The 23,361-nt window shown below is 47.2% G+C and carries 20 protein-coding genes; 4 read left to right on the top strand and 16 right to left on the bottom strand.

Annotated elements, in window-relative coordinates:
• Positions 1–294: 294 nt before the first annotated feature.
• Together QEP07_RS09380 and QEP07_RS09385 are read right to left on the bottom strand one after the other, a co-directional pair.
• The gene (locus QEP07_RS09380; RefSeq protein WP_285009742.1) at positions 295–1,911 is read right to left on the bottom strand and encodes a hypothetical protein; all 1,617 of its coding nucleotides are present in this window, start codon (positions 1,909–1,911) and stop codon (positions 295–297) included.
• Positions 1,912–1,917: 6 nt separating this feature from the next.
• Positions 1,918–2,619 carry a hypothetical protein gene (locus QEP07_RS09385; protein ID WP_285009743.1) on the bottom strand — a complete coding sequence of 234 codons (702 nt, stop codon included), beginning with the start codon at positions 2,617–2,619 and terminating at the stop codon, positions 1,918–1,920.
• 218 nt (positions 2,620–2,837) lie between these two features.
• Here QEP07_RS09385 and QEP07_RS09390 point away from each other — a divergent pair, with 218 nt between their 5' ends.
• Complete coding sequence (locus QEP07_RS09390; RefSeq protein WP_285009744.1) at positions 2,838–3,527, top strand: helix-turn-helix transcriptional regulator; 690 nt, start codon at positions 2,838–2,840, stop codon at positions 3,525–3,527.
• Entirely contained in the window at positions 3,528–4,211 is a 684-nt protein-coding gene (locus QEP07_RS09395; protein ID WP_285009747.1) for a Crp/Fnr family transcriptional regulator, read from the top strand. It begins immediately after the preceding gene.
• Here the strand turns inward: QEP07_RS09395 and QEP07_RS09400 are convergent.
• Genes QEP07_RS09400 through nirB form a run of 4 tightly spaced genes read right to left on the bottom strand, consistent with a single transcriptional unit; the run spans position 4,208 to position 8,321 of the window.
• Positions 4,208–4,615 carry a hypothetical protein gene (locus QEP07_RS09400; protein ID WP_285009750.1) on the bottom strand — a complete coding sequence of 136 codons (408 nt, stop codon included), beginning with the start codon at positions 4,613–4,615 and terminating at the stop codon, positions 4,208–4,210. The genes QEP07_RS09395 and QEP07_RS09400 overlap by 4 nt on opposite strands.
• Before the next feature lie 5 nt (positions 4,616–4,620).
• Positions 4,621–5,436 carry a formate/nitrite transporter family protein gene (locus QEP07_RS09405; RefSeq protein WP_256003360.1) on the bottom strand — a complete coding sequence of 272 codons (816 nt, stop codon included), beginning with the start codon at positions 5,434–5,436 and terminating at the stop codon, positions 4,621–4,623.
• Between the two features lie 4 nt (positions 5,437–5,440).
• Complete coding sequence (gene nirD / locus QEP07_RS09410) at positions 5,441–5,791, bottom strand: nitrite reductase small subunit NirD (protein ID WP_256003358.1); 351 nt, start codon at positions 5,789–5,791, stop codon at positions 5,441–5,443.
• 19 nt (positions 5,792–5,810) lie between these two features.
• Complete coding sequence (gene nirB, locus QEP07_RS09415; protein WP_285009752.1) at positions 5,811–8,321, bottom strand: nitrite reductase large subunit NirB; 2,511 nt, start codon at positions 8,319–8,321, stop codon at positions 5,811–5,813.
• Between the two features lie 168 nt (positions 8,322–8,489).
• Here nirB and cobA point away from each other — a divergent pair, with 168 nt between their 5' ends.
• Positions 8,490–9,209 (top strand): uroporphyrinogen-III C-methyltransferase, encoded by a 720-nt coding sequence (gene cobA / locus QEP07_RS09420; RefSeq protein WP_285009753.1) that lies wholly within the window; start codon positions 8,490–8,492, stop codon positions 9,207–9,209.
• A 4-nt stretch (positions 9,210–9,213) separates the two neighbouring features.
• Here the strand turns inward: cobA and QEP07_RS09425 are convergent, their stop codons facing one another.
• From QEP07_RS09425 to QEP07_RS09445, 5 genes are all read right to left on the bottom strand, one after another.
• The gene (locus tag QEP07_RS09425) at positions 9,214–10,479 is read right to left on the bottom strand and encodes a TlpA family protein disulfide reductase (protein ID WP_285009754.1); all 1,266 of its coding nucleotides are present in this window, start codon (positions 10,477–10,479) and stop codon (positions 9,214–9,216) included.
• Between the two features lie 43 nt (positions 10,480–10,522).
• Positions 10,523–11,947, bottom strand: a complete 1,425-nt coding sequence (locus QEP07_RS09430) for a RagB/SusD family nutrient uptake outer membrane protein (RefSeq protein ID WP_285009755.1) — start codon at positions 11,945–11,947, stop codon at positions 10,523–10,525.
• An 18-nt stretch (positions 11,948–11,965) separates the two neighbouring features.
• Positions 11,966–15,271 carry a SusC/RagA family TonB-linked outer membrane protein gene (locus QEP07_RS09435; RefSeq protein WP_285009757.1) on the bottom strand — a complete coding sequence of 1,102 codons (3,306 nt, stop codon included), beginning with the start codon at positions 15,269–15,271 and terminating at the stop codon, positions 11,966–11,968.
• Positions 15,272–15,502: 231 nt separating this feature from the next.
• Positions 15,503–16,639, bottom strand: a complete 1,137-nt coding sequence (locus tag QEP07_RS09440) for a FecR family protein (RefSeq protein ID WP_285009759.1) — start codon at positions 16,637–16,639, stop codon at positions 15,503–15,505.
• 90 nt (positions 16,640–16,729) lie between these two features.
• Positions 16,730–17,305, bottom strand: coding sequence for an RNA polymerase sigma factor (locus QEP07_RS09445; protein ID WP_285009762.1), 576 nt, complete (start codon positions 17,303–17,305; stop codon positions 16,730–16,732).
• A gap of 172 nt (positions 17,306–17,477) precedes the next feature.
• Here QEP07_RS09445 and QEP07_RS09450 point away from each other — a divergent pair, with 172 nt between their 5' ends.
• A complete protein-coding gene (locus tag QEP07_RS09450; protein WP_285009764.1) occupies positions 17,478–18,662 on the top strand; it encodes an ATP-binding protein in 1,185 nt (394 codons plus the stop codon).
• A gap of 34 nt (positions 18,663–18,696) precedes the next feature.
• On the opposite strand, the gene QEP07_RS09455 is transcribed toward QEP07_RS09450, so the two are convergent.
• From QEP07_RS09455 to rfbB, 5 genes are all read right to left on the bottom strand, one after another.
• A complete protein-coding gene (locus QEP07_RS09455) occupies positions 18,697–19,821 on the bottom strand; it encodes an ATP-binding protein (protein ID WP_285009766.1) in 1,125 nt (374 codons plus the stop codon).
• Between the two features lie 79 nt (positions 19,822–19,900).
• Positions 19,901–20,758 carry a dTDP-4-dehydrorhamnose reductase gene (rfbD, locus tag QEP07_RS09460; RefSeq protein ID WP_285009768.1) on the bottom strand — a complete coding sequence of 286 codons (858 nt, stop codon included), beginning with the start codon at positions 20,756–20,758 and terminating at the stop codon, positions 19,901–19,903.
• Entirely contained in the window at positions 20,755–21,618 is an 864-nt protein-coding gene (gene rfbA, locus QEP07_RS09465) for a glucose-1-phosphate thymidylyltransferase RfbA (protein WP_285009770.1), read from the bottom strand. Before rfbA ends, rfbD begins: the two co-directional genes overlap by 4 nt.
• Before the next feature lie 8 nt (positions 21,619–21,626).
• Positions 21,627–22,163, bottom strand: a complete 537-nt coding sequence (rfbC, locus tag QEP07_RS09470; RefSeq protein ID WP_285009772.1) for a dTDP-4-dehydrorhamnose 3,5-epimerase — start codon at positions 22,161–22,163, stop codon at positions 21,627–21,629.
• The gene (rfbB, locus tag QEP07_RS09475; protein WP_285009775.1) at positions 22,164–23,219 is read right to left on the bottom strand and encodes a dTDP-glucose 4,6-dehydratase; all 1,056 of its coding nucleotides are present in this window, start codon (positions 23,217–23,219) and stop codon (positions 22,164–22,166) included. It lies immediately after the preceding gene.
• Between the last annotated feature and the right edge of the window lie 142 nt (positions 23,220–23,361).

A 23,361-nucleotide genomic window follows, 5' to 3' on the forward strand; every position in this document is an offset into this window, starting at 1 on the left:
TAGTTGTAAATTATTATTTAAAATTATTTGCATTTATCAAATCAAATATCAAAATTCACGATCAATTAGGGATACCTAAACAATAACAGCAAAACAATGTTATTGTTATAATCAACTTAACCAAATATTATGAACGTCGAAATAATCATCTGCACATTAGCGTTTCTTTACGTCCTGGTCTGGCTATGGCTATGGTTTCAAATGAAAAAAGCTGTCACCACCGAGGATTAAAAAAAATGGCCTTAGAGATTACGCTCCAAAGCCAAATATATCATTATTAACTACACCGTCCTACTAGTTACAATTTGGTAACTTAAATTGTGCTAAAACGTTAACAGTGTTTGTGGATTGAACATAGGTTGCGGTACCGCTTACTGTACCCGGAAAGGTAAAGTTTTCCTTTCTGAACATAATCTCAGCGGTTTTCCAGTTGTTACCGTATTGCGCCTCTACCACATATTCGGTGTTGTTTTTGAGTATCAGATCAAGTTTTCCATTAACAACATACACTACCGAGCTTTGTGTTGAACCTTTCTCCCTGATTCTCGCCCAGGAGCTAACGTTTTCGTTAACCGGTTTATTCGGACAAGTACCCTGAAGTACCATCTTCACGTTGACCAAATCGATGTTGGTCGCCGGCGGAATATCTAATACAATCGAACCGGTAGCACAGGAAGGCATGAAAGGTGTTACGAGGTAACGAGTCCGAAGCGTCTCGTCAAAGATCTGAAACCTAACGTTCTCGTTAGGGATACGGACGGTCCATTGATTGGAGCCGGAAACATATGCGTATGAACCGGTAGTATAGCCACGTTCCGACTCGATATACACCACATAATTTGCACCTACTCTTCCAGGTGCATTGACTGTTATTTGGAACGGTTTATCACAGAATGACGAAGTCCAGTCAAAGTTCCAAAAAGAAAGGTGACTTGCCGTAAACGATGCGGATAAATTACCTCTCCCGTCATCCGCAATCGTTGCGGATGACTCGAATTTCCACTGCCCGGTTTTATCGTCAAGGCTCCAAACAGGTAGCTTGTCGCCTGCCTTAACAGGCTGCCCTGTCTCAGGATTGGTCACATTATTACTCACATCCATCTTAATCTCAAGGGGCTTCGAGAAGTTTTTCACCTCTACTCCGCCCGCATACATATCCATCGCAATAAAACCCGCCGTAATAAATGCAACACCGCCAGGTATTGGCTGACCGTTCTCACCCGTGATGTTCGTTACATTAAATCCGCCTGGAAATGCGGTTAGAGATTCCGTTGATTCGGTCCCGTATTGTACAATGCGAGTCTCCAACTGAGCGGCTACTATCTTGTTTCCCTGAGCATCAAGAAATTCCGTTCCGGCAGGTATCACAATAGATGCCTGTTCGCTCATACCCGCATTAGCAGGTGTCTCAATGGTAATAGGAGCAGTTGGAACACCTCCCTGCAACGGAAATTCTTCCACTAGCGCAGTAGTTCCAGGAACAGGGTTGGCATATTCAATCACCGGAACAACCACCGACTGCGGTTCATCTGCAGTAATACGGAAAGTATGCGTTGCCGGCGTAAATCCAGGAACTTCCGCGGCTACGGTAAAGACGATAGGATCCGACTCAGAAGGCATTACACCTTTCTTCAAGGCCAGGAAAATACGACCTTCCGAAGCATTAAAAGTCGTTTTATTATCGGAGGTTACTACCTTATCAGCATCCGGGCCACCAATGGTTACCGGAAAATTGTTAGGCTGGTTTGCCGCACCATCTACAGCGTTCACAAACTGAACAGCCGTGGGAGCCTTAAGTACATTGGTATTTATGTTAATGGTTACACCCTCACCAGGGTTTTTACAAGCATACAGCACTACGCCAGCCGACAGCAATGCGAACAGTATCAGAAGAATATCTTTAGTTTTCATAGCAGGTTATTTTGAGAATTTAAAGGTCAGATTAAGTTGCAGTACCGGAAGCCACCTGTAGTCTTTCATGTTGCGTTCCAATATCGGTCCGTTGTGGCCATTATCTGCAAGGTACTCCGTGCCCACCATGGTCACGCTTGGAGCAGAAAGATAATAAGTTCCCAAATCAACGTTCACGTTGAACCGACCTTGAGGAATACCTCTGCCGAAGCCTAGTCCGAAGTAAGGCGCAAATTCTTTATAAGTCGCCGTAGTCGTTAATTTGCCTATTTCCTCAGGTTCAAGCGTAATACCATCCTGGGTCACAGACTCATTAGGTATCGTTTCCATCGTCGCCTCCGCCTTAAAGAAGTAGCCGGCACCTGCGTTGATCCGCAGCCAGCTAATCGGACTGAATTCTGCCCACAAATGCATGTTGGAAGCCTCTGCTTTCAAGGTGTTATCAGAAGATAAATTGTCAAAGCTGATACCTTTTTCAATTTTTACTGATCCGAAAGAAGCACCCAGGCGGGCAGAAAGGTTAGGCAAGAAAGCGTAACGGGCTGCTACGCCGAATCCCTGTGTACCAGCGTGGGCCTGTACGGCAGCGTTTTCCAATGAGAACTTAAAGCCAGAAGCAGATTTAGCAGAATCGGCAGGCGCGTCCTGAGCCCAAACTGCAACAACACTCATGCACAAAACAAGGAACGAGAGTAAGCGTCTTTTCATAATTTGATATTTTTTTCCGCAAAAATCCTGAAAATGCATCAAAAACCAAAGAAAACATGCCTTTTGAGCGCAAAATCCCTGTAAACGGGTATTATGCAGGAAACAAAATAGTTTTAGCAAGACATTTTTGCTGAACGATCACAATATCATCTACATGTATTCATTAAAGTGCTGGAAAATTACCTAAATTCGCTACACATAAACAAAGCTCTTGACTATTGAAAGTACTTCATACCCAAACCGAACAGCACCTTATCCGAAACAGTATAGCAGAGATAGCAGCTATCGCACACAAGCTGCCCGGCGTTGTCGTCATTCACGATCTGGCCGACTGGAGTGTAGCATGGGTATCAGAGCGCGGGCTGAAGGAGCTTGGCGCGTCACTCGAGGAAATAACCGCACTCAGCTCAGAACAATATCATCAGCGATATTTCAATCCGGAGGACTCGAGCGACTATGTTCCTAAAATATCCGCGCTCATGGAAAGCAATATAACAGACCAAACCTGCGCCTATTTTCAACAGGTTCGCCTTGCTGGCGAACCGGATTTTACATGGCACATGGCCAGCACCATGGTATTGCTCCGTAACGATCAGGGAAAACCATTGCTCACCATCACCATGGCCTTCCCTATGGATTCCATGCATCACATGGCCACAAAAGCCGAGCGCCTGATGGAAGAAAACAACTTCCTGCGCAGCAACTACAAGACCTTTGCTACCCTTAGCGAACGAGAAAAGGAAATCCTGCAATACATGGCACGGGGCTACTCCGCCATCCAAACTGCCGATTCCCTTTTTATTTCTAAACAAACCGTGGAAACACACCGGAAAAACATCCGCAAAAAACTAAACGCACAATCCAGTTACGAGCTTACCATGTATGCCCGGGCTTTTGATCTCATATAAATGAAAAAGACCCAATGTTGCGATCTGCAGCGCTGCTTTATGTGCCAATGTACGATGAAGGAATGGCAACCCGCTATCGCGGCACACAAGAAAAACTTCGTGGTCAAAAAGAACGAAGTTATCTTCCGAGAAGGCGATCCGGTGACCGGCATTTACTTTGTTTATACGGGCAATGTAAAAGTGCATAAGCATTGGGGCGACAAAGAACTTATCATCCGTTTTGCCAACAACGGGAAAATCCTGGGTCACCGCGGTCTGGGCACTGCCGATGCCACTTACCCTATATCGGCCACTGCACTCGAAGAAACCAAACTCTGCTTTATCCCGGCCGAGTTCTTCATCAGTACGTTAAAAGTCAATCACGATTTCGCGTTCAAGCTGATGATGTTCTATGCCGCCGAATTAGAAGAATCGGAAAAGAAAATGCGGAACCTGGCACTTATGCCCGTAAAAGGCAGGCTTGCCGTCGCTTTGCTCCAGCTTAAAGAACAATTCGGGCTCGATGAAAACCAGTGCATTGCGGTAGATATGAGCAGACAGGATCTCGCGGCCTTCGCAGGGGCAACTTATGAGACCGTATTCCGCACCATGAACGAAATGATCCAGGAAAACCTCATCAGCCTTTCAGGCAAACGCATTGCGATCTCTTCCGAAGCAACGCTGACTGCGCTAATCACTTCTTAAAACTTATATCCCAAACCAATCCCGGCGTTCCATTTACCATTGGCAGTGGCTGTCTTTGGATTATATAAGAAGGGAACCTGCAGGGCAATATGCTTATATATCAGCGTAGCCCCGAAGCCAAGAGAAGGTATCACACTTGCATTTCGTGTTGCATTTGCCGGGGCATTGTCCTTTTTGATTTTTAGGCTGGGCAGCATTCCGGCTAAAAAGCTAAAAGGCCTATGCGTAACCTTAATGGCCGGACCAGTAAAATTAACCGTGGCACCACGGTCGATATAACCCACCGCCACTACACCCTCAAACAGGCTCGCCCGCACCGTTGTGCTTTGTGCTTTCAGGGAAAAACAAGACATGCAAACAACCAGGCCGCCAATTACAGCAACTAAAAAAGTAACTCTCCACATAAACATTAAATAGAATTGGTAAGCACCTGTTCCTTGCTCTTTCCGTAAGTATAATAAATCGCAGCACCGGTGAACAGCAGTCCGCCTACGATATTTCCAGCCGTCACAATCAGTTGATTATACAACCACCAGTCGCCCACCGTAACCTTAGCGCCAAACATCATGCCCACGGGGATCACGAACATATTGACTACCGCATGCTCATACCCGAGTGCAAAAAAGATAAAGATCGGAATACCCGCAGCGAGGATTTTACCTACGGTCGATTTAGAAGTCATCGCCATCACCACACCCATACACACCATCCAGTTGCATAAAATAGCCTTCACAAAAGCCCCGAAGAGACCCGCACCACCATGCGCCGCATAGCCAATGGTCTTTTTCTCAGCGGCCGTCACCAGCATCAGTTCAATATTGCCCAGCAGCGTCGCCGTACCCATTTCAGAAGAAGCACTCCAAAACAGAAAAGCGAAGAGTAAACTACCGATCAGGTTACCGATGAACACCCAGAACAAATTCATGATCATCACAGTAGCCGATATCTTCTTCTCCAGCCAGGCCAGTGGCACCAGCGAAAAACTACCCGTTACCAGCTCAAGTCCGAGCAGCACAATAATCACAAAGCCCACCGGAAAAACCAGGGCCCCTGCCATACTCAATTTCGTTTGCGAGGCAGCCAGGTAAGCCAACGTTACAGAGATGCCCAGCAAGGCGCCCGACATCGCACCGCGGATCAGGAGATCCTTAACCGTTAACGCAGATTTAGCAAGTGCCGAACTCATCATCGTTCCGGCCACTTCTTTAGGAGATACATAATCCATCGTCTTAATTGCTAGCGGTTAAACCAATATATACCGTACCATCCTCCACCTTAACAGGATAAGTCTTCAAGCTTCCGCACGACTCCGCACTTAAGCATTCACCCGTACTCAGCGAAAAAGTCTTCTTATGAAAGGGACAGGCCACCTTAGGTTCGTCGGTAGCCGTACCAATCATCCCCCGGCTCAAGGCCATCTGCCGGCGGTGCGGACATTCATTCTGCGTGGCATACCACTCATTTCTGCGTTTAAAATAAAACAAGGCGATTTGCTCCTCCTCATGCTTCACACACACACCTCCATCTTCAGCGGCATCCTCAATACGGCAGGCTGCCAGCCAGTTTGTGTTTAGTTCCATATTCATTGGGTTTAAAAGTTTATTGCTTTATCCATTCCGCGGCCTTCTTCTGCCCGCGCATTTCCTCAAATCTTATCGATGGATCTTTAGCCACCGGGTCGTTCACAAAATAGCGGAAGCGCTTCCTGATCTCCGGATTCTCGATGGCCTCCTTCCATTCACAGGTATAATTTTTTATCAAAGCGTCCATTTCCCCTTCCCATTGTCCGGCCATACCCAGGCTATCATTTACGATCACATTGCGCAGGTAATCGATACCACCCTCCATCTTGTTCAGCCAGGTTGCCGTCCGCGTCAGCGGATCAGCCGTGCGAATGTAAAACATCAGAAAACGGTCGATATACCGGATACAGGTCTCACTATCCAGATCGCTCGCCAGCAATAAGGCATGCTGAGGCTTGCTGCCACCATTGCCGCACACATACAAGTTCCAGCCCTTTTCGGTAGCTATAATTCCAAAATCCTTGCTTTGCGCCTCAGCGCACTCGCGGATGCAGCCGCTTACGGCCGACTTAAACTTGTGCGGCGCACGAATACCCCGGTAACGCTCCTCTATCCGGATCGCAAAGCTCACACTATCGTGCAAACCAAAGCGGCACCAGGTACTTCCCACACAGCTTTTCACCGTGCGCAGGCCCTTACCATAAGCATGTCCGCTTTCAAACCCCGCAGCAATCAATTCCGACCAGATCAGCGGCAGATCGTTCAGATAAGCGCCAAACATATCAATACGCTGCCCGCCCGTAATCTTTGTATACAGATTATATTTCTTGGCCACACCGGCAATCACCATCAGCTTATCCGGCGTAATTTCACCCCCCGGAATCCGTGGCACCACCGAATACGAACCACCCTTCTGAATGTTTGCCAGAAAACGGTCGTTACTGTCCTGCGCCACGTCGTTACCCTTCTTCAGGATCATCTCGTTCCACAAACTCGCCAGCAGCGATACTACCAGCGGCTTGCACACCTCGCAGCCATCGCCCTTACCCAGCGCATCAAGCACCTCATTAAAACTCTTTAGCTCATGAATATGGATCAGGTCGAATAACTCCTGTCTGCTATAGGCGAAGTGCTCACAAATCACATTTCTGATGTACTTACCGTTCAACTTAAGCGTATGCAGCATCAAATCTTTCATCATAGGCACACAGCCACCGCAGCCAGTACCCGCCTTCGTACACGATTTTAAAGCATCCACCGTTTCACAACCACCCTCGGAAACAGCTCCGCATATCTGCCCCTTGGTTACCCCCTCACAACTGCAGATTACGGCACTGTCGGGCAAACCGGCCAAACCAGCCCCGGCAGCTTCCTGTCCGCCACGGGCGCCCAGCACCAGATCCTCCGGATCAGGCGGCAAAACAATCCTGTTATTGACCGTTTGCAGCAGCATATTATACGCTGCCGCATCACCGATCAAAATACCGCCAAGGAGGTATTGCCCGTCATTACTGATATTAATCCTTTTATAAACACCCTTGTGCCTATTCTCAAAAACAATCGTCCGGCAATGCGGTTCCGATACCAGGTTATCACCAAAACTTGCCACATCCACACCAATAAGCTTCAGCTTAGTACTCATGTCAAACCCGCTAAAGCGCTTCTGCGCGCCGCATAAATTGGCAGCCACCACCTCAGCCATCTCATAACCCGGCGCTACCAGACCGTAAATCATCTGTGCATGCAAAGCACACTCACCAATCGCAAAAATCGACGGATCGCTGGTTTGAAGCCTGTCATCTACCACAATACCACCGCGACTGCTCACCTCAAGTCCGCACAGCCTGGCCAGTTCATCCCGCGGCCTTATGCCTGCCGAGATCACCAGCATATCCGTCTCCAGCACACTATCGTCAGTAAAACGCAAAGCAGAGATGTGGTCGCCACCTTCAATAAGCGAAGTATTCTTATTCAAATAAATATCCAGCCCAAGGCTTTCCAGTTTAGCCTGTAGGATCGCACTGCCCTGCTGATCGATCTGCCTCGGCATCAGCCTGGACGCAAATTCCACAATACCCGTTTGCGGAACACCCAGATCCATCAATGCTTTCGCAGCCTCCAAACCCAGCAAACCACCTCCCAGCACCATCGCACTTTTGGCGCCAACGGCATAATCCCTGATCATGTCCAGATCCTCTATGGTGCGATAGACAAATACCCCTTGCTTCTCCACCCCCGGTATATCCGGCACAAAAGCCGCAGAACCCGTCGCCATAACCAGGTAATCATATTCTACCCTAAGGCCCCGATGCGAATGCACCGTTTTCTCCCGGGTATTGATTTCCTTGACCGGATCACCCAGGTGCAAAGTAATTTCGCGCTCCCTATACCAGTCATATGAAGCAAGTGCGAGGTCATCCGCACCCTTTCCACTAAAGTATTCACTCAAATGCACCCTATCATAGGCGATTTTAGGCTCTTCTCCGAACACAGTTATGGAAAATTCGTCAGATCGGTCAGTAATTTTCTCACAAAACTTATGTCCGACCATCCCATTTCCAATTATTACGAGTTTTTTCGAGCACATAACGGATATTTTTTAATGTTTTCTAAATAAACATGATTTACATCATCCAAATCTAGCATATTACATCACAAAAATCCAAATTTTTATGATTTTAATTATTTAATTGTTTAAAAACACAAGAATTTTATTGCAATTTTGAACAGCACATCAGTTATTTATAAGAATATCATGAAAAAAATAGAGGATTTTGGATTATTTATAGTAGGAGGAGGTCCTGGAGACCCGGATTTGTTGACAATTAAAGCATTTAAGGTGCTCCAGCGTGCAGAAGTCATACTTTACGACAACCTAATCAATAAAAAACTACTGGAAATCGCAAATCCGCTATGCAAAATTGTATATGTAGGCAAAAAACCTTACGAAAAATGCACATCTCAGGAAGAAATCCACGAGTTAATTAAACATTATACCCAAAACCACAGTGTAGTCGTGCGATTAAAGGGCGGCGATCCGTTTATTTTCGGTCGCGGGTTCGAAGAATTGCTTTTCGCAGAAGCTAACGGCATCCCGGCACACTATATACCGGGCATTAGTACCATGCAGGCCACAGGCTTCAGCGGCATTCCGCTAACGCATCGCGGTGTAAGCGAGAGTATCTGGGCCATTACCGGAACCAAGAAAGACGGAAGCTTGTCGAAAGACCTCACCTGCGCCATTCACAGTCGCGCCACGGTCGTTATCTATATGGGCATGAAAAAACTGGCGGAAATCGCGCAAACGTATATCGCCGCCGATGCGGGCAACACACCAGCGGCGATCATACAACATGCCACCCTGCCACAGCAGAAAAAAGTGACCTGCGAAGTAAAAGACATTGAGTCGGCAGCCCAAAGCGCCGGCTTGCACTATCCCGCCATCATCGTTATCGGAAACGTCTGCGCCATCTGACGAATCAGAAACCAAATATTTCTTTCAATTTAGCGTCGAGCTCATCGGGCTTGCCTCCATACCGCCCTATCTCATTTCCGTTCTTATCGAGCAGTATCTTAGTCGGAAACGACCCTATGCCGAAAGCCTTAACCGCATCAAACGTGCTTTCGTTCTCATTGTTCAACAAATGAATCCACTCAATCTTGTCTTCAGCAACAGCTTTGCGCCACTTCTGCTGAATCACCTCAGGTGCCGCAGGAGCTTCCTTCGCGATGCCAACAATTTCAAAACCCCTGTCTTTGTATTTAGCGTACAGTTCCTTTAGGTGAGGATGGCCAAAACGGCAAGGCAAACACCAACTGCCCCAAAAATCGATTAACATATATTTTTCTTTCAAGCCTTGTGCGCCCCATACTTTACCATTCATATCTGGCTTCGAAAGCAGCGCACTCACATTTCTATTGAAACCAGCTCTACCCGCAGCACTTACTGCGTCAAATTGCCGTTCAAAACCAGACACATCAGAAAAATCCTTTATCACCGCAGGGCGCATGGGCTTTGGCACCGCCCCAATCTCAAAAGCCTTCGCCACTACAGCAGCAATTTCCTTGGGCGACTCCTTACGCAGAGCTTCCGCATATCGATAAAACAATTGCTTGCGAGGCTCTAAATCAGGCTTTGCAAGTCTTTCCCACACATCAGAAGGGAAGAAGCCGCCGCTAAACTGATAATAAGGCCTCAGATAGTGGATCACTTCTACTTCTGAGCCCTCAGGCAGAATGCTTACAAGAACTTTCACCGCGTAGTCATAATTAAAAAAATTCTCCGTCTTCAAAGTCCCATCCGGTAAAAAGAAAGCATCCAGCTTTGGCCGCAGCATTCGCAACCCGCGCTCAACATTACCTGCTGTCGCATAAGCAGCAGCCGAAAGCCTCACCGCCTCTTCCCTTGTCCGATCGTTGCGGATCATTCCGATGCGTGCATCTGAGGCAGTCGTATCATTATTTGCCGCATACCCCACAGCCAGATCTTTAAGTATCCCGTCACGGTACACCGCAAAGAATTTCTCCTGTCCCGCTGCACTATTAAAAAAGTCACAAAAAAGCACATCTTTTTTCCTGACGTCTTTTTCCGCACTTATCCGCGCCTGCACGCTATCTATGACCTCGTAATTACGCTTTAACTTAGAAGCCTGCTGCTCCGGTGTCAATTTACCTGCGTCAGTTTGCGCGTGTAAGCAAAATGGCAGCGCAATCACCACGACGAACATAATCTTTGTAATCACCATAACTGAGCATTTAAAAAGGCGCGCCAAATGGCGCGCCCGAACGTTAATAACCATCTCTTTGATCAATATTAGGATTGAATTGTCTCTCACGTTCCGGAACAGGGAAATATGCGTCAGTTGCGGATATACCCGGTTTGCGCTCTCCAAAAAACGCAACAATACCGGCGGCTGAACGCTTGGCGTCAAACCAGCGGTGCCCAAACTCGGCAAAAAGCTCACGCAGCCGCTCGTCATAAATCAGTTCAACCAGGGCCTCTTTATCAATGGTCGGGTTTGAAAAGCCGATCGTTTTAAAAGGATTCGATGCGTTGGCACCATCATTATTAGCTACAGCGCCTGCCCTAACCCTAACAGCGTCTACATCCGCAATAGCACCTGGCAAATTATCTCTCATAGAACGTGCCTCGGCCCGGATCAAATAAAGCTCTGCAAGGCGAATAAACATCACTGATTCCGCCTTCGCACCAGTCTGCGTATTGGAGTACGTTTTGAACTTATACGGAGCCACAGTTGCGGGTGCGCCAAAGGTCTTTGTCCATTTCACCCGGCGCTGATCGGTCGCCTCAAATTTCGATAACATATAAGGCGACAAATGGAACTGAGCGTTCGAAGTTGCCTGCCCCTGCACCGTACCAGCTTCTGTGGTGTAAATGTTCGAACCTGCATTATTCAACGCCCAAACCGCCTCTTTAGAAGTAGCTAAAAATACGTTGTCGAGAGCCTCCAGAGTAAAAATACCATTTTGTGAAATTACGGTGGTCGCAGCTTCTTCTGCCGCAGCCCAGTTTCGCTGATACAAATAGACCCGGGCAAGCAGCGCAGTGGCAGACCACTTCGTCGGTCGATACCGAAATCCTGGAGCAGTACTGTTTCCCACAAGATTTTGCTGTGCATAAAGAAGGTCGGCCTCAACCTGCTTGAGAACTTCTTCCGGAGAAGACACGCGTAGCAAGGCATTTTTTGTATAATCAGAGGTTAGTGTAAGCGGCACATCGCCGTAAATATTGGTCAGATAGAAAAATGCCAAGGCCCTTAACAGTCTCGCTTCTCCCATAATACTCTGCCGGACAAGCGGACTCAAGCCGGTCGAAGCCTCCGCGTTTTCATAAACCATGTTTGCCTGAAGTACATAATTGTAATACGTAGCCCACAAGCCAGAAACAATACCAAGTGTTGGAGAAAGGTTATTTTCTAGCAGTACCCGCTGATCGTCACTATAACTTCCCCGCACCAACTCGTCGGAAAGCAGACCCAGGTTACCGCTTAGCCCTCCCTGGAAGGGTGTATTGCTAAAGATTGCCACCATGCTGGCGTAGACGCCGCGCACCCCCGCCTGAGCGAGGTCATCCGTATTGTAAACTGCGTTGTTGGTAAATTTTCCCATCGGTATATCTACTTCCACTGCCTTTTCACAACCACTTGCGCCGAGCAACAGGATAAACGGATATATAAAGTTTATTTTTTTCATGTGATTAATTTTGAGATGTTAAAGACTAACCTGCAATCCAGCCAAATAAGTTCGCAAGGGCGACAAGCGGCTGATGAAAACAGTTTGTGGGTCTACGCTGCTGAACGGTGAAAAAGTGAACAGGTTCTGGCCTTGCAAGTAAATGCCGGCTGATTTTAGGCCAATTGACTTTGCAAAGGCTGGCGACAAATTATAACTCAGATTAACCGTTCGCACCCGCATATAGAACACATTGTTATAAATCGCATCCGTGGAGCGGGCTGCACGCTGACCAACAAGTGCGTTAGACGCAGGAATTATCGTAGTATACTTTTGAACATCCGTAATTTGTCCTTCGTATTGCCAGCGCTTCAATGCGTTTTCAGGAACGTTGTACATATCGCCCATCGGTGCTCCGGTACCTCTCGGATCCAGGGCCATCATCCAGTTTCTGGTCCACTGCTTATTAAAATTCAAAAATACGCTAAACCCAAAGTTCTTGTACTGAAAATCATTCTGTAAACCACCGTAATAGGCCGGCTCCGTGTCGAACCTTGGGGTCAGGTCACCTGTATTTGTAACCTCGAATTTTCCCGAATTATTTACATCCCGCACCTGCGACAGTCCTGTTGTGGGATCAACACCCAGATATTCCCCGATATACACCAGGTCTAGAGATCGCCCTACAATGTATCTGCTAGCATAACTCGACTGCTCCAAGTCAGGATACTTCAGTAGGCGGTTATTTGGCAGTGTCAGGTTAAAATTTGTGTTCCAGTTAAAATCGGCACTTTTAATATTTTTAGAGTTTAGGGTAAATTCCCATCCCCGATTTTGTACCACCACATTATTCAGGTTGGCGGTTACTGTAGAGAAACCAGTCGCAGTAGGCAAAGGATACTGCACCAATGGGTCGTTGGAATTATTTCGGTACCAAGCCGTACTCACAATAATCCTGTCCTTCAGGAAGCCCAGCTCGGTCGCAAACTCCAATTTCTTGTTCATCTCCCAATGTAAGTCCGGCTTAAAGAACGATTCGGGACTGATGGCCAGGGAGTCCTTGTATGTGGGCGAAAAGGCATTTGAAGCATACAAAGCCATGTAGCGATAGTCGCCAATCTGGTCGTTACCAGTAATACCATAGCTTGCCCTCAGTTTGCCGAAACTCAGCACTTTGCTATCCTTCAGCACGTCGAGGTTACTAAATATCCATGCACCACCCAAAGCCCAAAAACTCGAATACTTATAGTTCGGGCCAAAACGGCTCGAACCATCTCGACGACCCGAGAGGTTCAGGATATACGTATCGTCGTAGTTATAGGTAGCCCGACCAAAAATCGCGGCATATTTGTATTCATTAGCCAGACTGTTGGGATTAACGAAACTACTGCTGTTAATACCGAACATCGTACCCAGCAATGCATCACTGGAGTAATCGCGCAAGGTAAAGTTGTAGCCATCGCGCGTTTGTGACTGCAGCGTCCCCCCAGCCAGTACGTTAAGGTTGCCCGGACCAACGGCTTTCTTATATTCTATCTGCGGCTCAATAATCATACTTTCAAAGATGCTGTTACCAAACTGAGAGGTATTCGTGATATTGGCTGACATAGGGTTTTTAGCCGTTTTGGGGCTGTTCCTTAACTCATCCGTACGGATTTTGTTGTATCCTAAACTTGTTCTAACTGTTAGTTCAGGCAAAATCTTATAGCCGAGTACGAGATTGCCGGTCAGGTTTCCCGTCTTTGCAGTATATGTTTCTAAAAGATAAGCTAAGGGATTATCCATAATACCGCCGCCTACATATACACCTCCTTCATTCCAGGCGATACTTCCATCGTCGTTATACAACTTAAAATGCGGAGGCAAGATCAGCTTCATAGACGGATCTGTGCCTGCATTCTTATTCGTACTAGAAGCATAGCTACCCACAAAATTTAAATTCAGCTTATCCTTTAAAGCTTTCGTGCTCAAGTTAGCATACACTGTTCCCCGGGTATTCGGCATAGGCGTTGGATACACATTAGTTTCCCTCGCATAAGTGCTTCTCACCACATACTGCGTTTGCTGAGAGCCGCCCGAAACACTTGCCTCGGCATTGGTAAAACTAGCCGTTCCACCCAACAGCTCTTCTGCAAGGTTCGTTGTACGGGTCGTATCCCACAGCATTACGTCAGGTGCATTCGCCACAGTCATTGTTTTACCGTCATTTCTGAAAGCCTCCTTACGCATTTCCAGGTATTGTTTTGTATTCAGCATCTGCGGGATATTGGCTTTACTAAAGCCTGAACCAAACCGGGCGGATATAACCGGCTCGCCGGCAACACCCTTCTTTGTGGTGATTAACACAACACCACTTGCACCTCGACTACCGTAAATAGCTGTCGCATCCGCATCCTTCAGTACATCTATACTTTCAATATCTCCTGGGCTTATCGTGCTGAAAGGGCTCAGTCCGGAGATAGAACTTCCCGAAATCGCCGAACCCAGGAGATTCAGGTTTTCATTGCCACTGGCAATTGGTACACCATCGATAATAAATAACGGAGACTCCGCAGCCCCAAAAGTCGGATCCACCCGCGTCCTTCCACGAATCTGCACGTTAACGGCCGATCCGGGCACCCCACTATCCTGTGACACAAGAACTCCCGCAAGCCGGCCTTCCAGCGCAGCAAGCGGATTGTTTACTGGGGTATTGGCGATAGTTTCCCCATCCACGGTTTCAATATTTCCCGTTCCCAGCCTTCTTGATGTAGTTCCATACGCCATAACCTGCACCTCATCCAATTTGGAATCGCTCAATTCAAGTAAAACTACCAGATTGGAGGTACTGGCCGTAACTTCCTTTGACTTATAGCCAATGTACGATACGGTCATTTTCGTTCCTGGCTCCACGCCCTTGATCAGGTAAGTACCATCACTACCAGTTACCGCACGTTGCCTGCCGTCAATTACTACTGAAGCGCCGGCAAGCGGTGCACCCTTCTCATCTACCACACGACCACGCACATCAATCGCATTCATGGCATTCAGAAAGCGTTGAAGTAAGCCATCCTCACGCTCGCGTACCACAATCGTACGGTCTTCAATCGTATATTCCAGTGGCTTTCCGGCAAAACAGGCGTCGAGTACGGTCTTCAGGCTAGCCCTCCTGAAGTTAGCATCAATCCTGGTGCTCGACCGTACCGACTCCTGCGGCCAGACCACATTATAGCCTGTTTGCTTTCTGATTTCGTTAAAAACCTCCTTGAGCGTAACATTCTTTTGTGTCAACGTCAGCTGCTGCGCAAAGCCCGTGGCGCTCGCCTGCATCAGAGAAGCGGTCAATAAAAAGATGATCAATCTCATAACCATCAATAGTTTATAAAAATTCATACATTAGTCTGTTATTGGTGTCGTGCCCGTCTTGCAAGGTAAAGCACTTCACCGGTGTACATAAATCGGGGGTGTTAGCGCACTCCCGTTTTTTATTTCTCTAAAAATCCGCTGAGGTCTGTGGTGGTTAAGAATCTGTTTTGTACTGATTTGTCATGTGAGTTTAGGTTTGTTGGTTTATATAAATTCTAGTTGATTCAAGTGTTAATCTGTTACAATCACCCTCCGCCCGTCTATCTTAAAACGCAGCACCCTGGTAAGCGCCAGTTTGTTCAGCACATCCGATACCTCATTGGCCCGCGAAATATTCCCCGTAAAACGCTGTTTGCGCAAGGCCGGATTTTCGTACACCACCTTTACATCATACCAGCGTGCAATACGCTCCATGATGCTTTCCAGCGGTTCCTCATTAAAGTCAAAATAACCGTTCTTCCATGCTATTGCCTCCTCCGCGTTTATGCGGACAACCTGGAGTTCGTCATTGTTGAGGCGCGACTGATGGTCCGGCTGCAGTAAAACACTACTTCCGCTAACCCGACCCTCCACACTAAGCGGCGATACCCTAACCGAACCTTCCAGCAAGGTTGTTTTCGTACCGCCCTTGCCATAGCCTTCAATATTGAAATGCGTACCCAGAACCTCTACCAGCTGACCGGCAGATACCACCAGGAAAGGCGTGGGATCAGCCAGTTTAGATACCTCAAAATAAGCTTCGCCTGAAAGTTCTACACGTCGCTCCCCTTTTTCAAAAACCGAAGGGAACCGGAGAGAAGAAGCCGCATTAAGCCATACCCGCGTACCATCGCTCAGTGTAAACTCATACATCCCACCCCTTGGCGTTTCCGCGGTCAGCATCCTGCCCAGCGGTGCAGCATTGACCACCCGCGAACCATCGTTGTAAGTAACCGACGCAGCGTCGATTATCACCCCATGCATCGTTTCGCTCAACTGCACAACCTCGCCATTGTCTATACGCAGTGTGGCCGTGTTCTTGCCGGGCGACACCCGTAGCTTACCCACAATCTGCACCCGCTCCTGCGAAGCTTTCCAGTAAGGCAGACCAAAAAACAAAGCTGCCATAACCAGCAGTACCGAAGCAGCAGCGGCAACTGCCGGCCACAAGCGGCGCATACGCGGAGCAGGTTTTGCAGTCAGTGCAATATGTTTATGCAAATTTTTACGCATCTCGCGGTTAGCTGCGGCAATGATCTCCTCATCGGGCAGTGCGCTGCGCTCCTTAAGATAAGTCAGGAAATATCGTTCCACCACCTGCCTTTCAGCAGCCGTAGCCCTGTTTTCCACATACCTTTGAATCAATTCCTGTGCTTGTAGCTTATCCATTTGTTACCCCGGGCAATACCGCCCCCTAATAACACGTCCGCCCAGCACCCGAAAAATCCCGAAAAAAATTTAAAAAAATCAGATCAGCCCTCAGCAAAACAAAAAAAGAGATAAAAAACCATTGCCCACATTCGGCCTTATCCGCTTCACCGCCATACTGAGCAAGTTCTGCACCGTCTTCTCCGAAACATTCAGTTCCGCCGCAATTTCCGTGTTCGAATAAAACTCGAGCCGGCTCATGATGAAAGCCCGCGCCATCTTCGGCGGAAGATCAAGCACCAACCGCTCCACCGCAGCAATCAGCTCCTTCTCGTCCATATAGTCCTCGGTCGAATTCAGGCCCTCTTCCATCCCCTGCAGGAACTGCGCCGCATACCCATCACGCACACGATCGTGCGCCACCAGCTTCAAGAACTTATAACGCACGCTGCTGTAAAGATAAGCACGTAAGGACGCCGAAAACACCGTCTGCCCCCTTTTATCCCAAAGTGAAATGAAAAGTTCCTGCACAATATCCTGCGCCGTCGCAGCATCGGCCGTCAGTTTAAAGGCATACACATAAAGCAAATTGCTGTACCGGTTATAGATCTCCCCGAAAGCAGCCGAGTCGCCGCCCCCCAATAATTCCGTAAGCTCCTGATCGGTAAGTTTGTCGTATACAACCATAGTCCGTCAGCAAATATATATTATTTACGCACCTTCGAGATGACGGTACTGGCAACTTTTTGATTGAACTTTCATCACATAGCATTACTTTTTGATTAGTTTTTCGTCATAAAGTAATACTTTGTGATTGATTTCTTGTCATTAAGTAATACTTTTTGATTAATTTTACATCATGAAGTACAGACATATATACGAAGATTTGCTGGCTCATAGTCAAAAAAAGCAAATCACGGTCATTACCGGAATGCGACGGGTAGGGAAAAGCACCGCGGTAAAATATGTACTCCAAAACATCGGACACAACAATTACATTTACCTCGACTGTGAACGGGTGGAGGTGAGGCTACTGTTCAACGGACAGAACTACGAGGGCATTAAAGCCGAGCTCGAAATTATGGGTGTTGACTTTTCAAGCCCGGCCCTGATCGCTTTAGACGAAATCCAGCTTGTAGAAAACCTCCCAAGTGTCATTAAATATCTATACGACACCTACAATATTAAATTCATCGTCACAGGCTCCAGTTCCTATTACATGAAGAACCACTTTTCAGAGAGCCTTGCAGGCAGAAAACGCATCTTTGAAATGTATCCACTGTCCTTCCAGGAATACCTGGTCTTTAAAGACATACCCGTAGGAAACTATGAAAAACACAAATGGCAGCCCCTGAATATTAGCTGGTACAACAGATACAATGAACTCTATGCCGAATACATAAAGTTCGGAGGATTTCCAGAGGTTGTCCTTGAAACAGATAAAGACGACAAAACTGAACTTCTTAAAGACATCGTAAACTCGTACATCGAACTCGACGTAAAACTTCTCTCCGACTATTCAGTGAGCGAAGACTTGTATAAACTTGTCAAGATCCTGGCTGCCCGGGCAGGGAATAAGGTAGACTATACAAAGATCGCCAGCGTAACAGGCATCAACAGACAAAAGATAGCCACCTATATTCAACTTTTGGAATACACCTACTTCGTTTATCAGGTATCACCATTTACCAAAAACGTCGACAAAGAAATATCCCAGCAAACCAAGCTATACTTTGCGGACACCGGGATATTAAACATATTGGGTACCGATCAGCTTTCAAGCGGACAACTATTTGAAAATACCATTGCCGCTCAATTGAAAACGCAAGGCTCATTACAATACTATCAAAAGAAAACCGGTCAGGAAATCGACTTCATCTTCGACGGCAAAATCGCCCTGGAAGTGAAAGAAACCCCCATTCAGAAAGACAAACAAACACTAGAACAAAGAGCCGATGCCATCGAACTCAAACAAAATCTTCTGATAGGCCGATATCCGTCAGAAAGCGGCTTTTCCGACTTCGTCTGGGGCGGAAATCTTTAAATATCTGCTGTGCTCGAAATGACGTCCGGGAAAACTAAGAAAGATATTCCCAATAATTATCACTGTTGATGACCCCTACTGCTTTCGGGTTGTAGCTTTCTAAAAACGATGGCGTAAACTTCACCCGTACCTTCGGATTCCATTTTAATTCAAAAGCCTCGAAAGAATTGTCCTGCTCCTCAATATAGTCTATCTCAGCTTTGCCTACCGTTCTCCAGAAATAAGTGTTGCCGTAAAAGCCCGAGTAAGCCAGATTCTTTTTACGCTCACTTATAATAAAGTTCTCCCAAAGTGCGCCAATATCATTCCGTTGTACCAAAGGAGCAAAATTGTTAATCACACTGTTCCGGATTCCGTTATCATAAAAATAGATCTTTCTAGACGTACTTATCTCATTGCGCAGATTTCGGGCCAGCGGGTTTAATCGAAATACAACAAAACATTTTTCCAGCAAATCTATATAATTACCTACTGTAGCCTTGTCAAGCCCCACCGTAACCGCCAGCTCATTATACGAAACCTCATTTCCCACCTGCCAGGCCAGTGCCTGCAACAACTTCATCAGCGCATCTGGCCTACGTATGCCGCCCGACTCCAGGATATCCTTATATAGATAGCTTCCGGCTAAGTTATTCAACGTTTCAATGCCAGAGGCCGGATTATTAATTACATCAGGGTACATACCCGTAATTAGAAATTCCTCCAATCGCGGTTGCACCTTTCCAAAAGAAAATTGCTCCTTCAGTTCCCTCCAGGCCAAAGGATACAGCCTATACTCCCATTTTCGTCCAGTAAGCGGCTCATTGATCTTACTCGCAATTTCCAATGCAGATGACCCCGAGATAAACAATTGAATATCCTTCCTGGAATCTATGATCATCTTTGCACTTAATCCGATATTCTCAAGTCGCTGCGCTTCATCAAATACGACCACTTTATTATTACCAATATAGTTATTAATAAAAGCTTGGCTAGGATTGCTCCAAAGTGTCCTTACCGCAGGATCATCACCGTTGATATATAAAAAGTCTTTATCCAAAGCCGAAGCGATGGTGGTAATTAAAGTTGTCTTTCCCACCTGCCTAGGTCCCAGAATGACGATGGCCTTCTTGAAATCGATTTTACGCTCTAAAGTAGCTTTTAGCACCCGATTAATCATACTCAGACTGTGTATTCCCCAAATATAGGCTTTTTCAGGGAATATAATCCCTAAATATAGGCTTTTTCAGGGAATAGCCTCAAGATAACGCCTCAATGCACTTTATCAGGCTGTCGCGCCAGTAGGGAACCTCCAGGCCAAAGGCCGATTTGATTTTGGATTTATCCATAACAGAGAACTTCGGGCGTTTGGCCGCTGTTGGATAATCGGAAGAAGGAATCGGGTTTACCTTCACCTGCGTAGCGCTCAGCTCAAAGATCGCCTGAGCGAAATCGTACCAGGAAACCGCCCCTTCGTTGCTGTAATGATACAGGCCGTAACGGGCGCCCGGCCCGGACGCAGCAATAATATCCAATATAGCACCAGCCAGGTCAATGGCATAAGTAGGAGAACCGATCTGGTCGGCGATGATATTCAACTCGTCGCGGTCGGCCCCAAGCTTAAGCATCGTTTTAACGAAGTTATTGCCAAACTCCGAATACAGCCAGCTCGTGCGCAGAATAAAATGCTCAGGCAACACCTCAGCGATGGCCAGTTCGCCCTCAAGCTTCGTTAAGCCATACACACTGATCGGCTCGGCCATATCCTCCTCGCGAAGCAGCTCCACCACATCACCCTCAAACACGAAATCCGTAGAAATATGCACCATTGCGGCACCATGCTCCGCACACAAACGTGCAATATTCAAAGCACCATCGCGGTTTACGGCGCGACAAACATCCACATCCGACTCCGCCTTATCGACCGCCGTATACGCCGCACAATTTATAACAAAAGAAGGCTTCACCTCGGCAAACAAAGCCGAAAGCGCGTCGACGTCCAGAATATTCGCCGAAGACTCCTCCGGGAAAACCAGGGAATCCAAACCGCGCCTTTCAGCAACCACCCTCAGGCACTGCCCCAGCTGACCAGAAGCACCAAGCACCAAAACCCTCATTGTTTTATCAATTTAAGCAGATACTGACCATAACCACTCTTCACCAAAGGCTCCGCTACCGCGCGCAACTGCTCCGCGTCAATAAAGCCCATCCGATAAGCCACCTCCTCAATAGCCCCGATCTTCAAGCCCTGGCGCTCCTCAATCACCTGCACAAACTGGCCCGCCTGCATCAGCGAATTAAACGTACCCGTATCAAGCCATGCCGTACCCCGGCTCAGCACACCCACCTTCAGCTTACCCTGCTCCAGGTACACCTTGTTCACATCCGTAATCTCATACTCACCGCGGGGCGAAGGCTTAATATTCTTCGCAATCTCCACCACCGAATTATCATAAAAATACAAGCCCGGAACCGCATAATCCGACTTAGGCTGCAGCGGCTTCTCCTCAATAGAAATCGCCACATTGTTCGCGTCGAACTCTACCACACCATAACGCTCCGGATCAGACACCTGGTAAGCAAACACCACACCCCCTTCCGGATCACTGCTCGACTGCAGCAACTTGCTCATACCTTCACCATAGAAAATATTATCACCCAGCACCAGCGCCACCTTATCATTACCAATAAAATCAGCCCCGATCACAAAAGCCTGGGCCAGTCCGTTCGGCAACTCCTGCACCGCATACGAAAACTTACAGCCCAGTTTAGAACCATCGCCCAGCAGCTTCTCAAAATTCGGCAAATCATGCGGCGTAGAAATAATCAGGATCTCGTTAATCCCCGCCAGCATCAAAGTCGACAACGGATAATAAATCATCGGCTTATCATAAACCGGCATCATCTGCTTGCTCATCGCAAGCGTTAACGGATGTAAACGAGTGCCGCTACCACCGGCTAATATTATACCTTTCATGTTCGAAATTATACGTTAAAATACGGAAGAATTACATCCTTATCACTTAAACTGCGCTTATCGGCCGGAATGCGCCAGTCGATACCCAAAGTAGGATCATCATAGCGAATACCGCCTTCCGAAGCCTTGTTGTACGTATTGTCACACTTATACGCAAACACCGCCGTTTCGCTCAGTACCGAAAAACCATGAGCGAAACCACGCGGCACATACAGCTGCAGATTATTCTCCGCTGTAAGCTCCACAGCAACCCACTCACCAAAAGTCTCAGACCCCTCACGAAGGTCCACAGCCACATCAAGCACCGCACCCTCAATCACCCGCACCAGCTTAGCCTGCGCATGCTCACCCTTCTGGAAATGCAAGCCCCTGATCACCCCGTAAGTCGAAGCACTCTGATTGTCCTGCACAAAATGGCCATTCTGTCCCGTCAGCTCCTCAAACTTAGGCTCATTAAAGCTTTCAAAAAAATAACCGCGACTGTCCTTAAACACCGTAGGCTCAATAACAAAACAACCCTTAAGCTTAGTCTCCGTAACCTTCATCTATCTCTGGGCGTATTGCGTATCATAATAAGACTGGTAAGCACCCGAAGTTACATTACTCAGCCATTCCTCATTTTCAAGATACCAGTCGACAGTTTTAGCCAAACCCTCCTCAAACTGCAGGCTAGGCACCCAGCCCAGCTCCTGCTGCAGCTTCGTCGAATCGATCGCATAACGCAGATCATGACCCGCCCTATCCGTCACAAAAGTGATCAGTTTGGCCGACTCACCCGGCTCGCGACCCAACTTCTCGTCCATAATGCGGCAAAGCAAATGAATCAAATCAATATTCTTCCACTCATTATGCCCACCAATATTATACGTCTGCCCCGTAGCAGCCTTATGGAAAATCACATCAATCGCACGCGCATGATCCTCTACCCAAAGCCAGTCACGCACATTCTCACCCTTGCCATATACCGGCACAGGCCTGTTCTTCTGAATATTATTAATCGCCAGCGGAATCAGCTTTTCCGGAAAATGATGCGAACCATAATTGTTCGAACAATTCGAAATCACCACATCCAAACCATACGTATCATGATAAGCACGAACAAAATGATCAGACGAAGCCTTAGAAGCCGAATACGGACTATGCGGATCATAAGCCGTAGACTCCGTAAACATGCCCGACTCACCCAGCGCACCATACACCTCATCGGTAGACACATGATAAAAACGCTTCTTATCATAGTCACCCTTCCAATATTCACGCGCCGCGTTCAGCAAATTCACCGTACCAATCACGTTCGTCATTACAAAAGCCGTAGGATCCGTAATAGAGCGGTCCACGTGCGACTCCGCAGCCAAATGAATCACCGCATCAAAGTTCTCCGTTTCAAACAACTCATTGATCTCCGCTGCATCCGTAATATCCAAACGCACAAACTTATAATTCGGCTTATCTTCAATATCCCTCAGGTTAGCCAGGTTTCCAGCATAAGTAAGCTTATCAAGATTTACAATCTGATAATCAGGATAAGTATTCACAAACCTGCGCACCACGTGCGAACCAATGAAACCGGCACCACCGGTAATGAGGATTTTCTTGTTCATTTATAAACCATTAATTCTCCAAAAATGCAAAAAAGCTACCAAAGTTTTAAGCTTATCGTCATCTCAAGGAGCGAAGCGACGAGGCTACCGTGAAATATTGAAATGGCATTTCAGATTTTCACGGTAAACCGGACGAAACTAT

This window comes from Pedobacter faecalis (assembly GCF_030182585.1).
Lineage (GTDB): Bacteria > Bacteroidota > Bacteroidia > Sphingobacteriales > Sphingobacteriaceae > Pedobacter > Pedobacter faecalis.